This is a genomic window from Isoptericola nanjingensis (genome assembly GCF_050311635.1).
In the GTDB taxonomy this organism is placed as follows: Bacteria; Actinomycetota; Actinomycetes; order Actinomycetales; family Cellulomonadaceae; genus Isoptericola; species Isoptericola nanjingensis.
Genome location: NZ_JBNOZL010000008.1, coordinates 298406 through 321517, shown reverse-complemented (window position 1 = coordinate 321517; position 23112 = coordinate 298406). Strand labels below are relative to the sequence as shown.

The following is a 23112-nucleotide window of genomic DNA, read 5'->3' as shown; positions in this document are numbered from 1 at the left end:
GCCCGGACGGGCGCCCGGCCGAGGAGGCTAGGAGCGCCGCAGTGCGAGCAGCCGCTGCAGGACCACGAAGACCAGCAGCAGCGCGCCGATGACGATCTTGGTCCACCAGGAGGAGAGGGTGCCCTCGAAGGTGATGATCGTCTGGATGAGGCCGAGCACGAGGACGCCGAGCACGGACCCGAGCACGAAGCCGGTGCCGCCGGTGAGCAGCGTGCCGCCGATGACGACGGCCGCGATCGCGTCCAGCTCCATGCCCACGCCGGTCAGGGAGTAGCCCGACCGCGAGAACATGGCGAACAGCAGGCCGCCGAGACCGGCGCAGGTGCCGCTGATGACGTACACCAGCACCTTGGTGCGCGCGACGGGCAGGCCCATGAGCCTGGCCGACTGCTCCCCGCCGCCGATGGCGTACACGGTGCGGCCGAACTGCGTGTAGTGCAGCAGGTAGAACGCGACCGCCACCACGACCAGCGCGATCACGACGCTCGACGTGATCCGCCACTGCCCGCCGGCCCACGTGTCCCAGGAGGCCAGGGCGACGAAGGTCGGGTCGTCGATCGGGATCGACTCCGGCGCGACGAGGAAGCACAGGCCGCGGGCGAAGAACATCGCCGCGAGGGTCGCGATGAACGGCTGCACCTCGAAGACGTGCACCATCGCGCCGACGAGGAGACCGATCAGCGAGCCGATGAGCACGACCAGCGGGATCACCACCCCGGCGGGGACGCCTGCCTGCAGCAGGTACGCCGCCGTCACGCCGGACAGCGCCAGCACCGAGCCGACGGAGAGGTCGATGCCGCCGGTGAGGATGACGAACGTCATCCCGACGGCCAGCACGATGAGGAACGCGTTGTTGATGAACAGGTTCGCGAGCACGCCGACGGACAGGAAGTTGTCGTAGCGCGCGCCGCCCACCACGAGCAGCAGCACGAACACCACGAGGGTGCCGACCACGGGAAGGTAGCGGCGGTCGACGCGCAGACGGCGGCCGACGGACGGCACGCGGCCCGGGGACGGCGCCCCGCGGCGCGAGGATGCGAGGGTCGTCATGAGGCCACCACCTTGTCCGTCGCCACGTCCGCGGGCTTGTCCGACGGCGTCACCGGCGCCGTCCTGCCGCGCCGTCGCGTGCGTTCCGAGAGCTTGCGCCGCATCGCGGGCGACTGGAGCAGCGTCACCGCGGCGACCACGAGCGCCTTGAACAGCGGCGTCACGAGCGGCGAGATGCCGACGTTGGTCACCGTGAGCGACAGCGTCGCGATGATGAGCACGCCGACGAAGGTGCCGGACAGCGAGAACTTGCCGCCGGCCAGCGACGTGCCGCCGATGACGACGGCGAGGATCGCGTCGAGCTCGATGAACAGGCCGGCGTTGTTCGCGTCGGCCGCCATGACGTTGGACGACAGGATCAGCCCGGCCAGCGCGGAGAACAGCCCTGACAGGGCGAAGACCGTCCACACGATGGTCCGCGCGCGCACGCCGGCGAGCCGGCTCGCGGCGGGGTTGATGCCGACCGACTCGACGAGCATCCCGAGCGCCGTGCGCCGCACCAGCAGCGCGACGAGCGCGAACACGCCGAACGCGACCAGGGTCGCGACGGGCAGCCCGAGCCAGTACCCGGCGCCGAGCATCTTGAACGGGGCGCTCGTGACCGTGGTGATCTGCCCCTCGGTGATGAGCATCGCGACGCCGCGGCCGGCGGTCATGAGGATGAGCGTCGCGATGATCGGCTGGATCCCGAGCACGGACACCAGGAACCCGTTCCAGACGCCGAGCACCAGGCCGAGCGCGAGCGCCATCCCGATGGCGAGGAGCACCGTCGTCGTCGACGCCGGGTCCGGCGCGCCCGCGATGAAGGTGAGGGCCACCGCCCCCGAGATCGCGACCACGGCGCCCACGGAGAGGTCGATGCCGCGGGTGGCGATCACCAGCGACATGCCGAGGGCGACCAGCATGAGCGGCGCGCAGTTGCGCAGGATGTCGATCGGCGACCCGAAGAGGTGGTCGTCGAGGATCGACACGGACAGGAAGCCCGGTCGGACGGCCGTGTTGACGGCGAGCAGCGCGACCAGCGCGACCACGGGCCAGAACAGGTGGTGGCGCACGACGGCGCCGAACCCGCCGGCGGCCTGCGATGTGGGCATCAGCGGTCCCCTCCGCTCGCGATGAGCTCGACGACGTCGTCGACGCCGACGGAGTCGGTGTTGGTCAGCTCGGCGACCTTCTGCCGGTCGCGCATGACGGCGATGCGGTGGCTGAGCCGCACCACCTCCTCGAGCTCGGCGGAGATGAAGAGCACCGCCATGCCCCGGCCGGCGAGGTCGGACACCAGGCGCTGGATCTCCGCCTTGGCGCCGACGTCGATGCCGCGGGTCGGCTCGTCGAGGATGAACAGCTCGGGCGCGGTGGCGAGCCAGCGGGCCAGGAGCACCTTCTGCTGGTTGCCGCCCGACAGGTTGCGCAGCAGGGCGTCGGGGTTGGCGGGCCGGATGTTCAGCGCCTCGATGTACCGGTGCACGATCTCGTCGACCTGCTTGCCGGGCAGCGGGCGCAGCCAGCCGCGCTCCGCCTGGAGGCCGAGCACGATGTTCTCCCGCACGGTCAGGTCGCCGACCACGCCCTCGGCCTTGCGGTCCTCGGAGGAGAACGCGATCCTGCGCCCGATCGCCGTGCGCGGCGTGCGCAGCCGGGTCGGGGTCCCCTTGACGGACAGCGTGCCCGTGTCGGCCCGGTCCGCCCCGGCGAGCAGGCGGGCCACCTCCGTGCGGCCGGAGCCGAGCAGGCCGGCCAGACCGACGACCTCGCCCTCGTGGACGTCCAGGTCGAAGGCCTGCACGGAGCCGCGCCGGCCGAGACCCACGGCCTGGACGAACGGCTTGCCCTGGGCCGCGTCGACGGTGTGCTCGGTGCGGACCTCCAGGTCCTCCAGCACCTCCATCGACCGGCCGATCATGCGCGAGACGAGCTCGCTCCGGGTGATCTCCGACGTCCGGTACTCCCCCACCCGCGTGCCGTTGCGCAGCACGGTCATGCGGTCGGAGAGCTCGAACACCTGCTCCAGGAAGTGCGACACGAACAGGATCGCGACCCCCTGGTCGCGCAGCCGGCGCACGACGGCGAAGAGCCGCGCGACCTCGTCGGCGTCGAGGCTGGACGTCGGCTCGTCGAGGATGAGCACCTTGGCGTCCACCACCATGGCCCGGCTGATCGCGACGAGCTGCTGCACGGCGATCGAGTGCGAGCCGAGCGAGGAGGCGGGGTCGACGTCGAGCCCCATCGTGGCGAGGTGCTCGGCCGCCCGGCGGCGCGTGCGGGGCCAGTCGATGGCGCCGAACCGCCGGGGCTCGTTGCCGAGCATGATGTTCTCCGCGACCGTGAGGTTCTCGCAGAGGTTGACCTCCTGGTACACGGTGGCGATCCCCGCGGCCTGGGCCTCGCCCGGGCCGGAGAACCGGTGCGGCTCGCCGTCGACGAGGATCTCGCCGGAGTCGATGCCGTAGACGCCCGTGAGCGCCTTGATCAGCGTGGACTTCCCCGCGCCGTTCTCGCCCATGAGGGCGTGCACCTCGCCCGGCAGGAGCCGGAGGTCCACGCCGTCGAGGGCCTTGACGCCCGGGAACTCGATGGAGATCCCGGTCATCTCGACGACGGGGCGCACGTCCTGGGGCCGGGCGTCGGGGGTGCTGCCGGCGTCGCCGGCGTCCGATGGCGTCATCCTTGACCTTCCGTGGAGCGCGGTGGGCGCGGCGCGGGCGTCCCGCACCGCACCCACCGCGGGTCTCGTGGAGCGTACCGACGGTCGGTGCTGACGGTCAGTACCGACGATCAGTACCGACGATCAGTACTGACGGTCCGGCAGCGCGGCCTTCGCCGCCTCCTGGTCGAACGCCTCGTCCTGGGTGACGATGCGCTTCTCGACCTCCTCGCCGGCCACGACCTTCTTCGCGATCTCCGCGAGGTCCGGGCCGAGCAGCGGGTTGCACTCGACGATGTAGTTGATCTTGCCGTCGGCGAGCGCCTGCATGCCGTCCTTGACGCCGTCGACCGTGATGATCTTGATGTCCTTGCCCGGCACCTTGCCCGCGGCCTCGATCGCCTCGATGGCGCCCAGGCCCATGTCGTCGTTGTGGGCGAACACCAGGTCGATGTCGTCGTACTTCTGCAGGAAGCCCTCCATCACCTGCTTGCCCTCGGTGCGGGTGAAGTTGCCGGTCTGCGAGTCGATCATCTCGATGTCGGAGCCCGCGATCGCGTCGGCGAAGCCCTGCTGCCGGTCGATCATGGGCGCGGCGCCGGTGGTGCCTTGCAGCTCGACGGCCTTGTAGCCCTCGCCGTCGTACTGCTCCACGGCCCACTCGCCGGCGCGCTTGCCCTCCTCGACGAAGTCGGACCCGATGAACGACTCGTACAGGGTGTCGTCCCCGGAGTCGACGGCCCGGTCGGTGAGGATCACCGGGATGTCCGCGGCCTTGGCCTCCTCGAGCACGGCGTCCCAGCCGGTCTCGACGACCGGGGAGAACGCGATGACGTCGACCTGCTGCTGGATGTAGGACCGGATCGCCTGGATCTGGTTCTCCTGCTTCTGCTGCGCGTCGGAGAACTTGAGGTCGAAGCCGTTCTCCTTCGTGAGCGTGTCCTGGATGGACTTGGTGTTGGCCGCGCGCCAGCCGGACTCCGCCCCGACCTGCGAGAAGCCCAGGACGATCGTGTCCGAGGCCGCGGCCGACTCGCCGCCGCCGTCCCCGCCGCCCTGGGGCGCCTGCTCGCTGCTGCACGCGACCAACGAGGCCGCCGTGAGCGCCGTGACGAACAGCGCCGCACCGGCGCGCCGGAAGTTCTTGCTCATGATCTCCTCCTCGAGACGCCGGCCGACCGGGAGACCCGGTCCGTGGGTCTTCTCTGACCCTCCGGCAACGCTTGTGTGACCGCTAACATAGCGGAGATGTGACCGGTCACAATAGGGGCCGTCCAGGAATCCACGTCACGATCGCGTAACGCACCGGGAGGGCTCGCCGTGCGTCAGTCGCCGGGCTCGGGCTCGTCCAGCTCCGCGGCGATCATCTCGACGATGGTGTCGACGGTGACCCCGGGCCCGTTGCTCAGCTCGCCGATCTTCTCGCGGTCCTTGAGCACGACGATGCGGTCGGCGAGGCGCACCACCTCCTCCAGCTGGGAGGAGATGAAGACGACGGCGACGCCCTCGCCCGCCAGGCGTGCGACCCGGCGCTGGATCTCGAGCTTGGCCGCGATGTCGATGCCGCGGGTCGGCTCGTCGAGGATCAGGACGTGGGGCCGCGTGGCCAGCAGCCGGGCGAGCAGCACCTTCTGCTGGGTGCCCCCGGACAGCTCGCCGGCCGGCCGGTCCAGGTCGTCGGCCGACAGGTGCAGCGCGTCGAGGTACGTGTCGACGACGGCGTCCTGCTCTCCCCGCGACAGGGGCCGCGACCAGCCCCGCAGCGCCTGCAGCGCCAGGACGATGTTCTCCCGCACCGTGAGGCCCGCGACGATCCCGTCGTCGCGCACGTTCTCGCTCGACATCGCGATCCGGTACCGCAGAGCGGCCCCCGGGCTGCGGAGCTGCACCCGCACGCCGTCGAGCCACAGCTCGCCGCCGTCGGCGCGCTCCGCCCCGCTCATCAGCCGGGCGAGCTCGGTGCGCCCCGACCCGCGCAGCCCCGCGAACCCGACGACCTCGCCCCGGGACAGCTCGAGGTCGGTCGGCTCGAGGACGCCGAGGCGCCCGAGGGACGACGCCCGCAGCTTCGCCTCGCCCGTCCCGGCGTAGTGGTGCGCGAGCCGCTGCGAGCGCAGCGCCTGGAGCGCGTCGATGTCCTCGCCGAGCATCTTGGAGATCACCTCGGCGCGCTCGACGTCCGCCGTCCGGAACTCCGCGACGACGCGGCCGCCCCGCAGCACCGTCATCCGGTCGCTCACCTCGAAGACCTGCTCGAGGAAGTGCGAGACGAACAGCACCGCGACGCCCTGGTCGCACAGGCGGCGCACGACGCCGAGCAGGCGCGCGGCCTCCTCCGCGTCCAGGCTCGACGTCGGCTCGTCGAGCACGAGCACGCGCGGATCGAGGACGATCGCCCGGGCCACGGCCACGAGCTGCTTGGTCGCGGGCGACAGCGCCGAGAGCGGGGCGCGCGGGTCGATGTCCTCGATCCCCAGCGCGGCGAGCGCGGCCGACGCCCGCGCCCTCGTCCGGCCCCAGTCGATGCCGAGCCAGCCGCGCACCTCGTGACCGATCATCACGTTCTCGGCGACGGTCAGGTGCGGGCTCAGGTGCGTCTCCTGGAAGACGGTCGCGATGCCGTCCGCGCGGCTCTGCGCGACTCCCGTCGGCGGGCTCTCGACGCCGTCCACCACGACCGTGCCCGCCAGGATCGGCAGCGTCCCCGTGAGCGCGCCGATGAGGGTCGACTTCCCCGCGCCGTTCTCCCCCATGAGCGCGTGGACCTCGCCCGGCCGCAGCGCGAGGTCCACGTCGTCGAGGACCCGCACCCCCGAGCGCTCCACCGTGATCCCCCGCAGCTCGACGACGGGGGCCGGCGCCCCGGGCCGCGAGGTCATCGGGTGGCCTTCCGCGGCGCGGCGCTCGACTCCCGCGCGATCATCTCCGGGGGGATCTTCGTGACCGTCGGGATCTCCTGCTCCTCGATCGCGGCCCGCAGGACGTCGACGACCGACACGCCGAGGGCGTGGAAGTTCTGCCGCACCGTCGTCAGCGGGGGGATGACGTGCCGCGCGAGGGGGATGTCGTCGAAGCCGACGACGCTCACGTCGTCGGGCACCGAGAAGCCGCGGTCGTGCAGGCCGTGGACGAGGCCCACCGCCATGTCGTCGTTCGCGGCGAAGATCGCCGTGTACTCCGGGAGCTCGCGGATCCCGCGCGCGAAGTCGTACGCGAAGTCGGCCGTCCAGTCGCCGACGACGATGGGGCGCTCGCGCAGCCCCCACGACTTCGCCCGGGCGTGGAAGGACCGCTCGCGCGTGCGGGCGTCGAGCCAGTCCAGCGGGCCGGCGAGGTGCAGGATGTCGCGGTGCCCGAGCGAGACGAGGTGGTCGACGGCGAGCGCCGTCCCCGCCTGCTGGTCGACGGTCACGGTGAGGAACGTCGGGTCCTTGTCGGGCTTGACCACCAGCACCGGGACCCCGACGGCGATGCGGCGCAGCGCGGCGATCGACGACGACCGGGGAGCCACGACGCAGAGCGCGTCGACGCCCTGCGCGACGAGGTGGTCGACGGCCTCCTGGGGGGTGATCTCCTCCCCCGCCCGCAGGAGCACGGAGCTGACCACGTACCCCGACGCGCGGGCGGCGGACTCGACGGCGTACAGCGTGCTGGTCGGCCCGAACGTCGCGGCGCTCTCCACGAGGACGCCGATGCGCCGGCTGCGCTGGGTGGCGAGGGCCCGGGCGACCATGTTCGGCCGGTAGCCGAGCTGGTCGATGGCCTCCTCGACGCGCCGCCGGGTGGCCTCGCGGATGTTCGGGTGGTCGTTGAGCACCCGCGACACCGTCATGTGCGAGACGCCGGCGAGCTGCGCGACCTGCCGGATGTTCGGCTTGTCGGCGGGACTCGCCATGCGGGGCCTCCACGGGATGCGTCCACCGGCCGGCCGGCGGCTCGGCGGCGTCAGCCTACCGAACCGCCGGCCGCTCGCCGGTGGTCGTGCTCAGAGCCCCTGGGCGAGGCGGTAGTACACCTGGTTCCACCGCACCTGGTCGGCGAAGCCGCGGCGCGTGGTGTCCTCGTCGATGACGAGCAGCTCGGTGCGCGCGATGTTCGCGAACACCTCGAACGCCTCGACGCCCGCCGCGGTCGACATCACCGTGTGGTGCGCGCCGCCGGCGGTCAGCCAGGCCTCGGCGGAGGTGGTGAAGTCGGGGCGCGGGGCCCAGACGGCGCGGGCCACGGGGAGGTTCGGCAGGTCCTGCGTCGGCGGCACGACGTCGACCACGTTCGCGGTGAGGCGGAAGCGGTCGCGCATGTCGGCGAGCGAGACGACGACGGCGCCCTCGGTCGCGTCGGCGTCGAACACCATGCGGACCGGGTCCTCCTTGCCGCCGATGCCGAGCGGGTGGATCTCCACGCGGGGCTTCGACGTCGTGAGGGAGGGGCAGACCTCGAGCATGTGGGCGCCGAGGATGAGCTCGGAGCCGGGGGTGAGGTCGTAGGTGTAGTCCTCCATGAGGGAGGCGCCGCCGGGCAGCCCTTCGCCCATGACCTTGGCCGCGCGCACCAGGACGGCCGTCTTCCAGTCGCCCTCGGCACCGAAGCCGTAGCCCTTGCTCATGAGGCGCTGGACGGCGATGCCGGGCAGCTGGCGCAGACCCCCGAGGTCCTCGAAGTTCGTGGTGAACGCCTTGGCGCCGCGCTCCACGAGGAACGCCTCCATGGCGATCTCCTGGCGGGCCGCGTAGCGCAGCGACTCGTGCCGCTCGCCGCCCTTGCGCAGCTCACCGGCGACGTCGTAGAGCTCCTCGTACTCGGCGACCAGCGCGTCGACCGCGTCGTCGGCCACGGCCTCGACGGCGTCGACCAGGTCGTTGACGCCCCACGTGTTCACCGAGACACCGAAGCGCAGCTCGGCCTCGGTCTTGTCACCCTCGGTGACGGCGACGTTGCGCATGTTGTCGCCGAAGCGCACCAGCTTCAGCTCGTGCGTGGCGGCCCAGCCCGCGGCGCCGCGGACCCAGGTGCCGACGCGGCGGGTCACGGCCGGGTTCGACGCGTGCCCGACGACGGTGGTGCGCGCGACGCCCAGGCGCGTGGCCAGGTAGGCGTACTCGCGGTCGCCGTGCGCGGCCTGGTTGAGGTTCATGAAGTCGAAGTCGATGTCCGCCCACGGCAGCTCGACGTTCGCCTGCGTGTGCAGGTGCAGCAGCGGCTTGCGCAGCGCGTCGAGGCCGGAGATCCACATCTTCGCCGGGCTGAACGTGTGCATCCACGTGATGACGCCGAGCACGTTGTCGTCCGCGTTCGCGTCGAGCATCGCGCGGCGGATCGAGCCGGCGTCCTTGAGCACGGGCTTCCAGACGACCTTCGCGGGGACGTCGGACGACGCGTCGAGCGCGCGGGCGACCTCCTGCGACTGCTGGGCGACCTGCTCCAGCGTCTCGGGCCCGTACAGGTCCTGGCTGCCGGTGAAGAACCAGACCTCGCGGTCGGCGTACGGCTTGCTCATGGGGTGTGTCTCCTTCGGAGGTCTGCGTCGGTGGTCGAGCCTGGCGGAGCCCTGACCGGGCTCAGTGCTGGCCGTAGACGTTCTGGTAGCGGGCGTACAGGGAGTCCACGTGCTCCTGCGCGATGGGCAGCGGCTCGCCGAGCTGGCGCGACACGTGCACCGTGCGGGCCACCTCCTCCACCATCACGGCGGCCTTCACCGCGGCGCGGGCGTCCTTGCCGATGGTGAACGGGCCGTGGTTGCGCATCAGGACCGCCGGGCTCCGGTGACCGCGCAGGGTCTCGACGATGCCGCGGCCGATGGAGTCGTCGCCGATGATCGCGAACGGCCCCACGGGGATCGGGCCGCCGAACTCGTCGGCCATCATCGTGAGCACGCAGGGGATCTCCTCGGCGCGGGCGGCCCACGCCGTCGCGTAGGTGGAGTGCGTGTGCACGACGCCGCCCACCTCGGGCATGTGCGAGTACACGTAGGCGTGCGCCGCGGTGTCCGACGACGGGGACCGGTCGCCCTCGACGAGCTTCCCGTCCAGGTCGCAGACCACCATCGACTCGGGCGTGATGTCGTCGTAGGAGACCCCGGACGGCTTGATGACCAGGAGGTCGCCGGAGCCGTCGGGGGTGCGGTCGTCGCGGACCCGCTCGGACACGTTGCCGGCGGTCCACACGACGAGCTCCCAGCGGGGCAGCTCGGCGTGCAGGGCCGCGACCTTCTCCTTGGCGGCGTCGACGGCGGCGCGCAGGTGCGCGGGGACCTCGGTGGGGGTGCTCATGTGCTTCTCCAGTGCGGGGGTGCGGTGCGTCGGCGACGCGTGTCGTCAGAGGGCTGCGGTGGCGGCGCGCTCGACCGCGAGGCCGGCGGAGTACCGCTCCAGGTAGGCGGCGAAGCCGGCGACGTCGTCCGCGTCGGGCTCGGCGACGTCGAGCCGGGCGTCGGCGAAGACGCGCTCGGCCAGGTAGGCGTCGAGGGCGGGAGCGCCGGCGCCACCGTCGGCCTCGGCCCGGGCGGCGGCATACGCCGCGAGGACGGCGATGCCCCAGGCGCCGCCCTCCCCCGCCGTCTGCCCGACGGCGACGGGGGCGTCGATCGCGCCGGCCAGCAGCCGCTGGGCGACGCCCGCCGTCTTGAACAGGCCCCCGTGCGCGAACATCGTGTCGATCGCGACGCCCTCGCCGTGCAGCACGCGCATGCCGAGCGCGAGCGTGCCGAAGACGCCGTAGAGCTGCGTGCGCGCGAAGTTCGCCAGCGTGAGGCGGCTGTCGGGGGTGCGCACCACGAGGGGGCGCCCCTCGTCGAGGCCGGTGATGGGCTCCCCGGCGAGGTAGTTGTAGGCGAGCAGCCCGCCGCCGTCCGGGGCGCCGTCGAGCGCGGCCCGGAAGAGCGCGCCGAAGACGGCGTCGGGCTCGACGGGCTGCCCCAGGGCGGCCGCGAACTGGCCGAAGACGCCGGCCCACGCGTCCAGCTCGCTGGCGCCGTTGTTGCAGTGCACCATCGCGACGAGGTCGCCGGCGGGCGTGGTGACGAGGTCGAGCTCGTGGTGCACGGAGGTCAGCGGCCGCTCGAGCACGACCATCGCGAAGATCGACGTGCCCGCGCTGATGTTGCCGGTGCGCGGCGCGACCGAGCCCGTGGCGACCATGCCGGTGCCGGCGTCACCCTCGGGCGGGCAGAGGAGCACTCCGGGCTGCAGGGCGCCCGTGGGGTCGAGCAGCGCGGCGCCCTCGGCGGTGAGCCGGCCGGCGTCCTCGCCCGCGGTGAGCACCTGGGGCAGCAGGCCCTCGACGTGCAGGCCCGGGCGCTTGGCGGCCGCGAGGTGCCGGAACTGCTCCAGCATCCGCGCGTCGTAGTCGCCCGTGGCGGGGTCGATCGGGAACATGCCCGACGCGTCGCCGACACCGAGCACGTGCCGACCGGTCAGCGCGCGGTGCACGTAGCCGGCCAGCGTGGTGAACGACGCGACCTGCGGCACGTGCGGCTCGTCGTCGAGGATCGCCTGGTAGAGGTGGGCGATCGACCAGCGCAGCGGGACGTTGTGCCCGAAGAGGGCGGACAGCTCGGCGGCCGCGGGGCCGGTGCTCGTGTTGCGCCAGGTGCGGAACGGGACGAGCAGCTCGCCGTCGGCGTCGAACGGCAGGTAGCCGTGCATCATCGCGGAGACGCCGAGCGCGGCGTAGCTCGTGGGGCGGACGCCGTAGCGCTGCTCGACGTCGGCCACGAGCGCCGCGTACGCGCCCTGCAGGCCGGCGTGCACGGCGTCGAGCGCGTAGGTCCACACCCCGTCGACGAGCTCGTTCTCCCACGCGTGCGAGCCGCTCGCGAGCGGTGCGTGGTCGGGCCCGATCAGGCACGCCTTGATGTTGGTCGAGCCGAGCTCGATGCCGAGCGTCGTCCTCCCGGCGGCGATCGCGTCCCGGATCTCCGTCACGTCGCCCGTGCCCTGCTCCGCCATCCCCTGCTCCGTCCCCGCCCGGTCGGGCGTCGTGGTGGTCGATCCATGTTAGCGCTCACAAATCGGGAGACCCAACCCGCGAGGTAGTGCCGGTCTCGCCGAGGTAGTACCAGCCGCGCCGAGGTAGTCACGGCCGTGCCGAGGTAGTGGACCAGTCCACTACCTCGGCACAGCGGGTACTACCTCGCGGAGCCTGGTACTACCTCGGCACGGTGGGGACTACCTCGCGGGGCGACCGGGCGTGACGACGTCGAGCCGTGCCGGCTCGCTGCGCACCTCGCCGTGGGCGTTGGCGACGACGGCGCGCACGAGCAGGCCGTCGGGCTCGCGCCCGGCGTGCTTCAGGGTCCAGCGGGCGGTGCCGTCGACGGCGCGCGTCGCGGCGGCCGTGGCCGCCGACCAGGTGGCGCCGTCGTCGTCGGAGACCTCCCACGTGACGACAGGGACCGGGGTGCCGGACACGCGGACCTCGAACGTCGCGGGCCGGTTGCCGCGCACGGTCACGTCGCGCGGGTCCGCCGTGACGGCCGGCTCCTCGACCGTCTGGTCCACCACCGGCCAGCCGTCCTCCCAGGCCAGGCGCTGCAGGCCGAGCGTCGGGAAGCCCGGGATCTCGGCGTTCGCGCCGTCGTAGTAGTGGAAGGCGAGCACGCCGTCGGACACCGACTGGCCGCCCGGCCCCACGACCGCGCCGTGCGAGGAGAGCAGCACCGTGCCGCCGCCGTCGGCCAGGTCCCTGCCGTCCTGGTCGAGGTACGGCCCGGCGACGTCGCGCGACCGACCGACCGCCACCTGGTAGGTGCTGTCGAGGCCCTGGCAGCACCGGTCGAACGAGACGAACAGGTAGTACCAGCCGTCGCGCTCGACGACGTACGGCGCCTCGACGGGGTTGCCCGGCATCATGCGGTCCACCAGGTGCGTGGCGTTCTCCAGTGCGCCGTCGGCGAGCTTGCCGCTGGGCCACTCGAGCTCGACGAGGAAGACGCCGTACCAGTACGACCCGATCGCCATGTACGGGGTGCCGTCCTCCCCCTCGACGATGCCCGCGTCGATCGCGTTGAACGTCTTCCCGCCGGCGATGTCCTGGGGCGAGTCGATCACCGGCCCTTGGTCGACCCACTCGTAGTCCGGGTCGTCCGGGTCGAGGGTCGTGTTGGTCGCGAGCGCCGTGACCGAGGTGTTCGTGCCGAAGCGCGACGCCGAGTAGTACAGGTAGTAGGTGCCGTCGTGCTCGTAGACCTCGGGCGCCCACAGGTTGTCGGGCAGCACCCCGTCGCCGTCCGCCGCGAAGCGCTCGTCGATCCAGGCGGGGATCTCGTCCCAGACGGTGCCGTCGTAGACCCAGGTCACGCCCTCGTCGTGGCTCGACCACATCTGGATCGTGCCGCCGTTCTCCCGGTTCACCAGCCCCGTGGTGTACACGCGCCAGGTGCCGTCGTCGCCGACGACGAGCGCCGGGTCGTGCACCGGAGAGGTCTCGCCGGTCACGGAGAGTCCGCCGGTCGGGGCGGTCGGGGCGTGGCGGTCGCGCTCGGCGCCGCCGGGCGTGGCGGTCGCCGGACCGACGGTCGTGGCGGCGACCAGCGACGCGCCCAGCAGCGCCGTCGTGAGCACCCCCGCCGCCGCGGCGCGGGCCCGCCTGAGAGATCTGCGCATCGTGACTCCTCTACAACGATGTAGAACTGCGAACGCGCCGAATCTACCCAGCCGCCATGACGGCGGTCAACGAGGGTGGTCGACGAGCCGCGGTCAGCGGGCGGGCGGCGGCGCCGTGCTGGAGCGCACCACGAGCTCGGGCACGATCCGCTCGGTCGGCACGGTGCCGCCGGCCAGCGCGGCGACGACCATCGCCACGCTGCGCTCCCCCAGCACCCCGAACGGCTGCCGCACCGTGGTCAGCGGCGGCACGAAGTACGCGGCCCCCGCGACGTCGTCAAAGCCCACCACCGACACGTCGTCGGGCACGGAGAGGCCCCGCTCCCAGAACGCGCGGAGGATGCCGAGGGCGAGCTGGTCGTTCCCCGCGAACACCGCCGTCGGGCCCTCGTGCGCCACCACGGCCTCGGCGAGGTCGCGGCCCGCCGTGTACCCGTCCTCGGCCGACCAGCTGCAGTACCGCGGCCGGCTCGGCGCGATCCCGCGCGCCTCGAGCGCCTCCCGCCAGCCGGCGGCGCGCTCGCGGGCGTCGAACCAGTCCTGCGGCCCGGCGACGTGCAGCACGTCGCGGTGACCCAGGTCGAGCAGGTGCTCGGTCGCGGTGCGCGCCCCGGCCCGCTGGTCGACGGCGAGCGACAGCGTCGTCGGGCCCGCCGCCGTCGTGCCCGCGTCGCGGGGCAGCTTCTCCAGGGCGGCGACGACGAGCACCGGCACCGGCGCGCGGAAGGACTCGACGGCGGCCGCGACGTCGTCCTGCGGGGCGATGACCACGATCGCCTCGACGCCCTGGTCCATGAAGTGCTCCAGGGCCTCGTGCATCGCCTCGGCGTCGTAGCGCCGCAGCGTCGCGACGGAGACGAAGTACCCCTCGTCCCGCGCCGCGCCCTCGATCGCGATGAGCGTGCTGGTCGGGCCGAACAGCGCCGAGCCCGTGGTCACCACGCCGAGCGTCGCCGAGCGCGCCGTCGCCAGCGCCCGCGCGGCGCTGTTGCGCCGGTAGCCGAGGGAGGCGATGGCGTCCAGCACCCGCTCGCGGGTCGCTCCGCGCACGCTCGGGTGCTCGTTGAGCACCCGGGAGACGGTCTGGTGGGAGACCCCGGCGACGGCAGCGACGTCGGCCATGGACGGGCGGCGCGACCGAGGACGCGTCGCCTGCCCGCCGGCGTCGGTCATGACTCCTGCGCCGCGTTCCTCGCGTCGACCTCGTCGAGCACCCGGCGCAGGTAGGTCAGCGTGAGCTTGCCCGCCGCGCGGTCGTACTGCTCCTCGTAGCCGTGCTTGGTGTACATGGCGAGGTTCTTCTTCGAGTCCTTGCCCGTGAACGCCCACACCTCCGTCACCTCGGACGGCAGGAACTGCAGGATCGCGAACATCAGGGACGTGCCGATGCCCTTGGCCTGCTGGTCCGGCGCGACGGCGAGCCGCCCCAGCGTCGCCTTCGGCCCCTCGATCTCCAGGCGCAGCGACCCCACCAGGCGGTGCCCCTCCCACGCGCCCACGGTCACGACGTCGTCGCGCGCCATGTCGTCGCGCAGCTCGTGCAGCGTCTGCGTCAACGGCGGGATGTGCGGGTCGTCGTACAGCTGCGCCTCGCTGACGAACGCCGCCCGCCGCAACGTCAGCAGCTCGCCCGCCTGGTCGTCCTCGACCAGCGCGATCCGCAGCGTGTCGTCGCCGCTCTCCTGCTGGACTTCCTGGGCGTCAGTGCCGCGTGCCTCGCTCATGAGGACATCGTGGCAGACCGACGGCGGACGTGTCGTCGCGCGCCCGGGGCCGTCGGTGACAATGGGCGGGTGACGACCGAATGGGTGCTGACCCTCTCCTGCCCCGACCGCCCCGGGATCGTGCACGCCGTGGCGGGCGTGCTGGCCGAGCACGGCGGCAACATCACCGAGTCGCAGCAGTTCGGGGACCCGGCGTCGGGCCTGTTCTTCATGCGCGTGCAGGTGGCGCTCGACGTCGAGGAGGCGGCCGGGCGCGACGCGCTCACGGCCGCGGTCGCGCCGGTGGCGGAGCGCTTCGCCATGACCTGGGAGCTGGACGTCGTCGGCCGCCGCCTGCGCACGCTGGTGCTGGTCAGCAAGGCGCCGCACTGCCTGGTGGACCTGCTGTACCGCGAGCGGTACCAGGGCATGCCGGTCGACGTCGTCGGCGTCGTGGGCAACCACCCGGACCTCGAGGACATGGCCGTGTTCTACGGCAAGCCGTTCCACCACGTGCCGGTCACCAAGGACACCAAGGCGCAGGCCGAGGACCGGCTGCGGGAGCTGGTCGACGAGCTCGACGTGGAGCTGGTGGTCCTCGCCCGGTACATGCAGATCCTGTCGGACGAGCTGTGCCGCGACCTGCAGGGCAAGGTCATCAACATCCACCACTCGTTCCTGCCGAGCTTCAAGGGCGCCCGCCCCTACGCGCAGGCGCACGACCGCGGCGTCAAGCTCATCGGCGCGACGTCGCACTACGTCACGGGCGACCTCGACGAGGGCCCGATCATCGAGCAGGACGTCGAGCGCGTGGACCACTCGCGCGCCGTCGCGGACCTCGTCGCGATCGGCGAGGACGTCGAGCGCCGCACCCTCGCGCGCGCCGTGCGGTGGCACGCCGAGCACCGCGTGCTGCTCGACGGCCACCGCACCGTCGTCTTCCGCTGACCTCCGCCGACCCCGCCCGCCGCCGAACAGGCGCCCGGCCGGGTCAGCCGACCGACACCTCGACGAGCGTGTTCCACGGGTCGTCGAAGCGCAGGGTCCGGCCGTCGTCGCGCGTCGCGACGCCGGCGTGCTTCAGCCGGTCGGCGAGCGCGCCGACCTCGTCTCGCGTGGGCACGGTGAGCGCCACCTGGCCGAGGCCGAGCGTGGCGGCCCGCGGCCCGGCGCCCGCGCTGTTCCAGGTGTTCATCGCCATGTGGTGGTGGTACCCGCCGGCGGCGACGAACAGCGCACCGTGGAACGTCGCCATGATCTCGAAGCCGAGGGTGTCGACGTAGAACCGCTGCGCGGTGGGGATGTCGCCCACCTGCAGGTGGACGTGACCGACCTGGGCCGCCTGGCCCGCGGTGCCGGCCAGGGCGTCCTCGGTGAGGTGCCGCTGCAGGAACTCCTGCGGGTCGAACCAGTCGGAGCCCATCGCCACGCGCCCGCCGTCGTCGTGCTGCCAGACCTCGCGCGGGCGGTCCCAGTAGAGCTCGATGCCGTTGTCCTCGGGGTCCGTGAAGTAGAACGCCCGCGACACCCAGTGGTCGGAGTTCCCGGCGAACCGCGACAGCGGGTGCTGCGCGGCGTGGGCGACCGAGGAGGCGAGCGCCTCCTCGGTGTCGAACAGCACGGCCGTGTGGAACAGCCCGGCCTGGTTCCGCGACGTCGCCGGCAGCCCCGGTGTGTGCTGCAGCGCGACGACGGGCACGCCGCCGCGCCCCAGCACCACCCGGCCGGGGGCGCCGAGGGCCGGGATCTCCTCGAGCGCGATCGCCTCGCGGTAGTAGGCGCTCATCGCGCCGAGGTCGCCCACGTGCAGGGTGACGGCGCCCATCGCGGTCTCGGCCGCGAGGAGGTCGGACGTGCGGGTCATGATCGGCTCCTGGTGCTGGGACGGGCGGGTGGCGACGGGGGTCAGAGCAGCGCGAACCCGGTGGTCCACTGCGTCTGCTCCCCCGCGGCGAGGGTGAGCTGCAGGAACCCGAGGGCCTCGAGCTCGCGAGCACGCTTCAGCGACCCGGCGTCGACGACGCGGACGGCGGAGCCGTCGAAAGCGGCGGCGAACGCGGCCTTGGCGGCGGCGTCGTCGCCCGCGACGAGGACGGTCGTGGGCACGTCGCCGACGGCGCCGCTCACGAGCGTCGCGGCGAAGTTCGTGTTGAACGCCTTGAGCACCGTCGCGTCGGGGAGCTTCTCCGCCAGCCCGGCGGCGGCGGAGGAGTCGGCGGGCACGACGAGCGCGTCGAAGGTGGCGAAGTCGAGCGGGTTGGTGAGGTCGACCACGGTGCGGCCGGCGAGCTGGTCGCCGTAGGTCGCGACGACGTCGTCGAGCGCCGGGTACGGCAGGGCCAGCACGACGATCTCGCCCGTGAGCGGCTCGCCGAACGCGGTCGCGGTGACGGCGGCGTCCACGGCCGCGGCCTTGGCGACGTCGCGGGCGACGACCTGCACGTCGTTGCCACCGGCGAGCGCGAGCCCGGCGATCGCGGTGCCCATGTTCCCGGTGCCGATGATGCTGATGGTGGCCATGGTTCCTCCTGGGGTCCCGCGCCGACCCTATTGGTTGACGCTACAACCAACATAGACCGCTATAGTTGTAGCGTCAACCTTAGTTCGAGGGTGACGGACCAGGAGGACGATCACGTGACGACGACCCGGCGCACGACGGCGGCCGACGACGAGCCGCGCTGGCTCGACGCCGAGCAGATGCGCACGTGGCTCCGCCTCCAGGCGGTGATCGAGCTGCTGCCCGCCGCGCTCGACCAGCAGCTGCGCCGCGACTCCGACCTCACCCACTTCGAGTACATCGTGCTCGCCATGCTCTCCGAGGCGCCCGAGCGCGCCCTCCGCATGACCGAGCTCGCCAGGCTCACCAGTGCCACGCTCCCCCGGCTCTCCCACGTCGCGCGCCGGTTGGAGGCGCGCGGCTACGTCGAGCGTTGCACCGCCCCCGACGACCGCCGCGCGACCATCGCCCACCTCACCGACGAGGGTTGGCGCAAGGTCGTCGCGAGCGCCCCCGGCCACGCGCGCACCGTCCTCGAGGACGTGTTCGACGACCTCGACCCCGATGAGCTGCACACCCTCGCGGGCGCGCTCGACAAGGTCCTCGCGCACATCGACCCGCACGACCGGTTCGGCCGGAAGGACCGCCGCTGAGGCCCTGCCGGCTCGAAGGTGGGACCAGCGGGCGAAGGCCCGCCTGCTCTCAGGCCGCGCCGGTGATCGCCGCGAGGATCTCCTCGTGCGCGGCCGTGGCCGGGAACGACCCGTTGTTCCGGCCGTGCCGCAGCACCTCGATGCGGTCGGAGACCGCGCGCACGTCGTTGAGGTTGTGGCTGATGAGGATGACGCCGAGCCCCAGCTCGCGCAGGCGCTGGATGTGCGTGAGCACCTCGGCGGTCTGCGCCACCGAGAGCGCCGCCGTCGGCTCGTCGAGCACCACGATGCGCGGCTGGCCGATGAGGGTGCGCGCGATGGCGACGGCCTGACGCTGCCCGGCGGACAGGTGCCGCAGCGGGGTCCGCACCGACGGGATCCGGATCGTGAGGTGCTCGAGGAGCGCGCGGGTCTCGGTCTCCATGTCGCCGTCGCGCAGCAGCCCCGCCCGCCCGCGCAGCTCCTGCCCCAGGAACACGTTCGCGGTGACGTCGAGGTTCTCGCAGACGGCGAGGTCCTGGAAGACGCTCGCCACGCCGAGCTGGTTCGCCGCCGAGGGTGACGGGATCGACACGGGCTCGCCGTCGATCTCCAGCTGCCCCGAGCTCGGGCTCAGCACGCCCGCCACGATCTGGGCGAGCGTCGACTTGCCCGCCCCGTTGTCCCCGACCAGGGCCACCACCTCGTGCGCGTGCACCTCCAGGTCCACGTCGACGAGGGCCTCGACGGCACCGAAGTACCTGCTGACCTGCCGCAGCGCGAGCAGCGGCGTGCGTCCCCTCACCGGTTCCCCTTTCCTGTGCGGACCTGGCCCACGGCGACGGCGCCGTGCGGTCCGTCGTCGGGCTGCTCCAGCAGGTCGGTGTGCTGCAGCGCGAGCGCGAGGGCTCCCTCCAGCTCGGCGCGCGTCCCCAGCGCCGCGGGCACCACCTCGAGAGGCGTGACCTGCTGCAGCAGGGTCCGGCGGCGCAGCGCCTCGCGCAGCGGCCCGAGGAAGACCTCGCCCGTCGCGGCCAGCGCTCCCCCGACGACGACGAGCTCCGGGTTGAGTGACGTCGCCAGCCCGGCCACGACGCCGCCGACCACCGTACCGGCGTCGGCGACGATCTCCCGACAGCCCGGGTCGTCGTCGTTCGTCAGGCGCACGACGTCGGCGAGGGTGAGGTTCCCGTGGCTGCTGCGCAGCGGCTCGAGCAGCGCCCGGTCCCCCACGACCGTGTCCAGGCAGCCGCGGCTGCCGCACGAGCAGATGTTGCCGGCCGGGTCGACCTGCACGTGCCCGATCTCGCCCGCCGTGCCCGCGACGCCGCGGTGCACGCGGCCCGCCAGCACGATGCCGGCCCCGACGCCGTGGCCGGCGCGGACGTACAGCGCGTCGTGCACCTCGCGGGCGGCGCCGACCGTGCTCTCGGCCAGGGCACCCAGGTTCGCGTCGTTGTCCACGAACACCGGCCGGGCCAGCCGCTTCGACAGCACCTGCGCCACGGGCACGCCGTCCCAGCCGCGCAGGATGCCGCGCACAGTGACCTGGCCGCTGGAGGCGTCGACCGGCGCCGGCAGCCCGAGGCCGATGCCGAGCACCTCGTCGAGCTCCGAACCGACGCGCTCCAGCAGGTCGACGACGAGCAGGGCCGCGCGGTCGAGGCTGGTGTCGGCGCGGTGCTCCGCCGGCAGCGGCAGCACCTGCTCGGCGAGGACCTCGTGCGACACGTCCGCGATCGCCACGGTGAGGTGCCGCGTCCCTACCAGCACGCCCGCGACGAGCCCCACGCGGTGGGCGAGGGTGACGAGCTGCGCGCGCCGGCCCGAGCGGATCGTGTTGCGCACCTCGACGAGCTCGGCGGCGACGAGCTCCTTGACGATGGTCGACACGGTGGCGGGCGAGAGCCCGGTGGCCCCCGTGAGCTCGACCTGCGTCAGCCCGCCGTGCCGCTTCACCGCGTCGACGACGCGTGCGCGGTTCGCCTCGCGCAGCGACGACTGCGATCCCACCATCGGCAGCCGTCCTCTCACGCCGGGGAGTCTATGGTGCGACGACGCGCGGGGCGGCGGTCGTCCGCCGCCCCGCGCTTCGTGGCGGGATGGTCCGGCCCCGGCCGGACCCCCTTGGTCAGCGCAGCACCGAGGCGCGACGCTTGTTGTAGATGTCGAACGCGACCGCGAGCAGCAGCACCAGACCCTTGACGACCTGCTGCATCGACTGCGGCACGCCCATCAGCTGCATGCCGTTGGACATGACGGCCATGATCAGACCACCGATCATGGCGCCGCCCACGCGGCCGACGCCGCCGGTGGTCGACGCGCCGCCGATGAAGCACGCGGCGATCGCGTCGAGCTCGAACATGTTGCCCGCGCCCGGCTGGGCGCCGTTCATGCGCGAGGAGTAGACGATGCCGGCCACCGAGGCCAGGACGCCCATGTTCACGAAGATCCAGAAGTTGACCTTGCGGACCTTCACGCCGGACAGCTCGGCCGCGTGGCGGTTGCCGCCGACGGCGTAGACGTGCCGCCCGAAGACCGACTTCTGCGTGACGAGCGTGTACGCGATGATCAGCACCGCGAGGATGATGAGCACGATCGGCAGGCCGCGCGAGATGGACAGCTGGAACCCGAACCACATCACCACGGCGGCGACCGCGACGAGCTTGACCACGAACAGCGGCATCGACTCGACCGTCTGCTGGTAGGCGATCTTGCCCTGGCGCGTGCGCCACTGGCTGACGCCGAAGCCGACCACGGCGATGCCGAAGATCACCAGCGTGAAGACGTCGAACCCGTTGCCGCCGAGCAGCCCGTTGAGGAACCCGTTGGCGATGTCGTAGTACGTGCCGCCGAACGGCGACAGCGACTTGTTGTCCAGCACGAGGAACGTCAGGCCGCGGAACAGGAGCATGCCGGCCAGGGTCACGATGAAGCCGGGGATCCCGACGTAGGCGACCCAGAAGCCCTGCCAGATGCCGACCAGGAGGCCGACGACCAGGGCGGCGAGCACGCCCACGTACCAGGGCATGCCCTGACGGATGACGACGACGGCGCTCACGGCCCCGGTGAGGGCGACCACCGAACCGACGGACAGGTCGATCTGCCCCGCGACGATGATCATCACCATCCCGATCGCGAGGATCAGGATGTACGAGTACTGCAGGACGATGTTCGTGAGGTTCGTCGGCGAGAGGAAGTTCGGGTTCAGTGCGGCGAAGAGCACGACGATCGCCAGGAAGGCGATGACGATGCCGCTCTGGCGCATGTTCCGGGTCAGGATGTCCCGGACCGAGTCGATGGCGTTCATGAGGCGGTTTCCTTCGTGGGCAGGGGCTGGTCGCGCTCGATCGTCATGAGCTCCATGAGGCGCTCCTGCGTCGCCTCGGCGACGGGGAGCTCACCGGTGATCCGACCGAAGGCGAGGGTGTACACGCGGTCGCAGATGCCGAGCAGCTCGGGAAGCTCGGAGGAGATGACGACGACCGCCTTCCCCGCCGCGACCATCTTGTTGATGATCGTGTAGATCTCGAACTTGGCGCCGACGTCGATCCCGCGGGTCGGCTCGTCGAGGATGAGCACGTCGGGGTCGGTGTACAGCCACTTGGACAGCACGACCTTCTGCTGGTTGCCGCCGGAGAGCTTGCCGACGTCGACCAGGACGTTGGGCGTCTTGATGTTGAGGGAGCCGCGGTAGTCCTCGGCGACCCGGAGCTCCTCGTTGCCGTTGACCCAGCCGCGCGGGGCGAGCTTGGGCAGGCCGGCCGCGGAGATGTTGTGCCGGATGTCGTCGATGAGGTTGAGGCCGTAGTGCTTGCGGTCCTCGGTCGCGTACGCGAGGTTGTGCCCGATCGCCTCGGACACGGTGCGGACCTGGATCGGCTTGCCGTCCTTGTAGATCTCGCCGCGGATGTTGCGTCCGTAGGTGCGGCCGAAGATGCTCATCGCGAGCTCGGTGCGCCCGGCACCCATGAGGCCGGCGATCCCGACCACCTCGCCGGCGCGCACGTTGAACGACGCGTCGATGATGATCTGCCGGCCGATCTGCGTGGGGTGGTCGACGCTCCAGTGCTCCACGCGCAGCACCTCGTCGCCGACGACGGACGCGCGCTCGGGGTAGCGGTGCTCGAGGTCACGGCCCACCATGCCGCGGATGATGCGGTCCTGGGTGGAGCCCGGCTCGGACATGTCGATGGTCTCGATGGTCCGGCCGTCGCGGATGATCGTCGTGCGGTCGGCGATCTCCTCGATCTCGTTGAGCTTGTGGGAGATGATGATCGACGTGATGCCGTGCGCCTTGAGCTGGCGCAGCAGCTCGAGCAGGTGCTCGGAGTCGTCGTCGTTGAGCGCAGCGGTCGGCTCGTCGAGGATCAGCAGCTTGACCTCCTTCGAGAGCGCCTTGGCGATCTCGATGAGCTGCTGCTTGCCGACGCCGAGCTGGCCGACGGGCGTCGTCGGGTTCTCGTCCAGGCCGACGCGCTCGAGCAGGGCGTGGGCCTTCCGGTTCGCGGCGTTCCAGTCGATCATCCCGAACCGGTTCCGGGTCTCGTTGCCCAGGAAGATGTTCTCGGCGACCGACAGGTACGGCACCAGGGCGAGCTCCTGGTGGATGATGACGACGCCGCGGTCCTCCGAGTCGTTGATCGACCCGAACTCCGCCGTCGTCCCGTCCAGGATGATCTCGCCGTCGTAGGTGCCGTGCGGGTAGACGCCCGACAGCACCTTCATGAGCGTGGACTTCCCCGCGCCGTTCTCGCCGCAGATGGCGTGGATCTCGCCCTGCTCGACGGTCAGCGTGACGTCGGACAGCGCCTTGACGCCGGGGAACTCCTTGGTGATGGAGCGCATCTCCAGGATCGTGCTCATCTGCGCCCTCGTCCCTCCTTCGGTGGGGTGCGCCGCCGTCGGACACGTCCGCGGCGGCCCCGGGGGCGGGCCCGCCCGTCGTCCGCCCCCGAGCGGGAGCGGCGACGGACGGGCCTGC

General features: G+C 72.2%; 20 protein-coding genes. 2 read left to right on the top strand and 18 right to left on the bottom strand.

Features of this window, described 5'->3' with window-relative positions; all coding sequences use genetic code 11:
• Positions 1 to 27 precede the first annotated feature (27 nt).
• The 12 genes from yjfF to ACQP6G_RS17705 form a co-directional block, all read right to left on the bottom strand.
• Positions 28 to 1050 carry a galactofuranose ABC transporter, permease protein YjfF gene (gene yjfF / locus ACQP6G_RS17760; protein ID WP_429766242.1) on the bottom strand — a complete coding sequence of 341 codons (1023 nt, stop codon included), beginning with the start codon at positions 1048 to 1050 and terminating at the stop codon, positions 28 to 30.
• Entirely contained in the window at positions 1047 to 2144 is a 1098-nt protein-coding gene (locus tag ACQP6G_RS17755) for an ABC transporter permease (RefSeq protein ID WP_429766240.1), read from the bottom strand. The genes yjfF and ACQP6G_RS17755 overlap by 4 nt, the downstream gene beginning before the upstream one ends.
• Positions 2144 to 3715, bottom strand: coding sequence for a sugar ABC transporter ATP-binding protein (locus ACQP6G_RS17750; protein ID WP_429766238.1), 1572 nt, complete (start codon positions 3713 to 3715; stop codon positions 2144 to 2146). The genes ACQP6G_RS17755 and ACQP6G_RS17750 overlap by 1 nt, the downstream gene beginning before the upstream one ends.
• A gap of 123 nt (positions 3716 to 3838) precedes the next feature.
• Positions 3839 to 4846, bottom strand: a complete 1008-nt coding sequence (locus ACQP6G_RS17745; RefSeq protein ID WP_429766236.1) for an ABC transporter substrate-binding protein — start codon at positions 4844 to 4846, stop codon at positions 3839 to 3841.
• Positions 4847 to 5019: 173 nt separating this feature from the next.
• Complete coding sequence (locus ACQP6G_RS17740) at positions 5020 to 6573, bottom strand: sugar ABC transporter ATP-binding protein (protein ID WP_429766235.1); 1554 nt, start codon at positions 6571 to 6573, stop codon at positions 5020 to 5022.
• Positions 6570 to 7589 (bottom strand): LacI family DNA-binding transcriptional regulator, encoded by a 1020-nt coding sequence (locus ACQP6G_RS17735; protein ID WP_429766233.1) that lies wholly within the window; start codon positions 7587 to 7589, stop codon positions 6570 to 6572. The genes ACQP6G_RS17740 and ACQP6G_RS17735 overlap by 4 nt, the downstream gene beginning before the upstream one ends.
• A 90-nt stretch (positions 7590 to 7679) precedes the next feature.
• The gene (gene araA / locus ACQP6G_RS17730; RefSeq protein ID WP_429766232.1) at positions 7680 to 9191 is read right to left on the bottom strand and encodes an L-arabinose isomerase; all 1512 of its coding nucleotides are present in this window, start codon (positions 9189 to 9191) and stop codon (positions 7680 to 7682) included.
• A 61-nt stretch (positions 9192 to 9252) separates the two neighbouring features.
• A complete protein-coding gene (locus ACQP6G_RS17725; protein WP_429766231.1) occupies positions 9253 to 9963 on the bottom strand; it encodes an L-ribulose-5-phosphate 4-epimerase in 711 nt (236 codons plus the stop codon).
• Between the two features lie 45 nt (positions 9964 to 10008).
• Positions 10009 to 11640: a xylulokinase gene (locus ACQP6G_RS17720; protein WP_429766229.1), complete on the bottom strand. Its 1632-nt coding sequence runs from the start codon at positions 11638 to 11640 to the stop codon at positions 10009 to 10011.
• Between the two features lie 219 nt (positions 11641 to 11859).
• Positions 11860 to 13296, bottom strand: coding sequence for a glycoside hydrolase family 43 protein (locus ACQP6G_RS17715; RefSeq protein ID WP_429766227.1), 1437 nt, complete (start codon positions 13294 to 13296; stop codon positions 11860 to 11862).
• A 93-nt stretch (positions 13297 to 13389) separates the two neighbouring features.
• Complete coding sequence (locus ACQP6G_RS17710; RefSeq protein WP_429766225.1) at positions 13390 to 14469, bottom strand: LacI family DNA-binding transcriptional regulator; 1080 nt, start codon at positions 14467 to 14469, stop codon at positions 13390 to 13392.
• Positions 14466 to 15020 (bottom strand): GNAT family N-acetyltransferase, encoded by a 555-nt coding sequence (locus tag ACQP6G_RS17705; RefSeq protein WP_429766223.1) that lies wholly within the window; start codon positions 15018 to 15020, stop codon positions 14466 to 14468. Before ACQP6G_RS17705 ends, ACQP6G_RS17710 begins: the two co-directional genes overlap by 4 nt.
• A 69-nt stretch (positions 15021 to 15089) precedes the next feature.
• On the opposite strand from ACQP6G_RS17705, the gene purU reads away from it, so the two are divergent.
• On the top strand, positions 15090 to 15947 hold the full coding sequence (gene purU / locus ACQP6G_RS17700) for a formyltetrahydrofolate deformylase (protein WP_429766221.1): 858 nt from the start codon (positions 15090 to 15092) through the stop codon (positions 15945 to 15947).
• A 43-nt stretch (positions 15948 to 15990) separates the two neighbouring features.
• Here the strand turns inward: purU and ACQP6G_RS17695 are convergent, their stop codons facing one another.
• Together ACQP6G_RS17695 and ACQP6G_RS17690 are read right to left on the bottom strand one after the other, a co-directional pair.
• Positions 15991 to 16863, bottom strand: coding sequence for a VOC family protein (locus ACQP6G_RS17695; RefSeq protein ID WP_429766219.1), 873 nt, complete (start codon positions 16861 to 16863; stop codon positions 15991 to 15993).
• Positions 16864 to 16904: 41 nt separating this feature from the next.
• Positions 16905 to 17519, bottom strand: a complete 615-nt coding sequence (locus tag ACQP6G_RS17690) for an NADPH-dependent F420 reductase (RefSeq protein WP_429766217.1) — start codon at positions 17517 to 17519, stop codon at positions 16905 to 16907.
• A gap of 114 nt (positions 17520 to 17633) precedes the next feature.
• Here ACQP6G_RS17690 and ACQP6G_RS17685 point away from each other — a divergent pair, with 114 nt between their 5' ends.
• Complete coding sequence (locus tag ACQP6G_RS17685) at positions 17634 to 18149, top strand: MarR family winged helix-turn-helix transcriptional regulator (protein WP_429766216.1); 516 nt, start codon at positions 17634 to 17636, stop codon at positions 18147 to 18149.
• Between the two features lie 49 nt (positions 18150 to 18198).
• On the opposite strand, the gene ACQP6G_RS17680 is transcribed toward ACQP6G_RS17685, so the two are convergent.
• From ACQP6G_RS17680 to mmsA, 4 genes are all read right to left on the bottom strand, one after another.
• Entirely contained in the window at positions 18199 to 18933 is a 735-nt protein-coding gene (locus ACQP6G_RS17680) for an ATP-binding cassette domain-containing protein (RefSeq protein ID WP_429766214.1), read from the bottom strand.
• A complete protein-coding gene (locus tag ACQP6G_RS17675; protein ID WP_429766299.1) occupies positions 18930 to 20144 on the bottom strand; it encodes an ROK family transcriptional regulator in 1215 nt (404 codons plus the stop codon). The genes ACQP6G_RS17680 and ACQP6G_RS17675 overlap by 4 nt, the downstream gene beginning before the upstream one ends.
• A 115-nt stretch (positions 20145 to 20259) precedes the next feature.
• A complete protein-coding gene (mmsB, locus tag ACQP6G_RS17670; protein ID WP_429766212.1) occupies positions 20260 to 21438 on the bottom strand; it encodes a multiple monosaccharide ABC transporter permease in 1179 nt (392 codons plus the stop codon).
• On the bottom strand, positions 21435 to 22994 hold the full coding sequence (gene mmsA / locus ACQP6G_RS17665; protein WP_429766211.1) for a multiple monosaccharide ABC transporter ATP-binding protein: 1560 nt from the start codon (positions 22992 to 22994) through the stop codon (positions 21435 to 21437). Before mmsA ends, mmsB begins: the two co-directional genes overlap by 4 nt.
• Positions 22995 to 23112 lie beyond the last annotated feature (118 nt).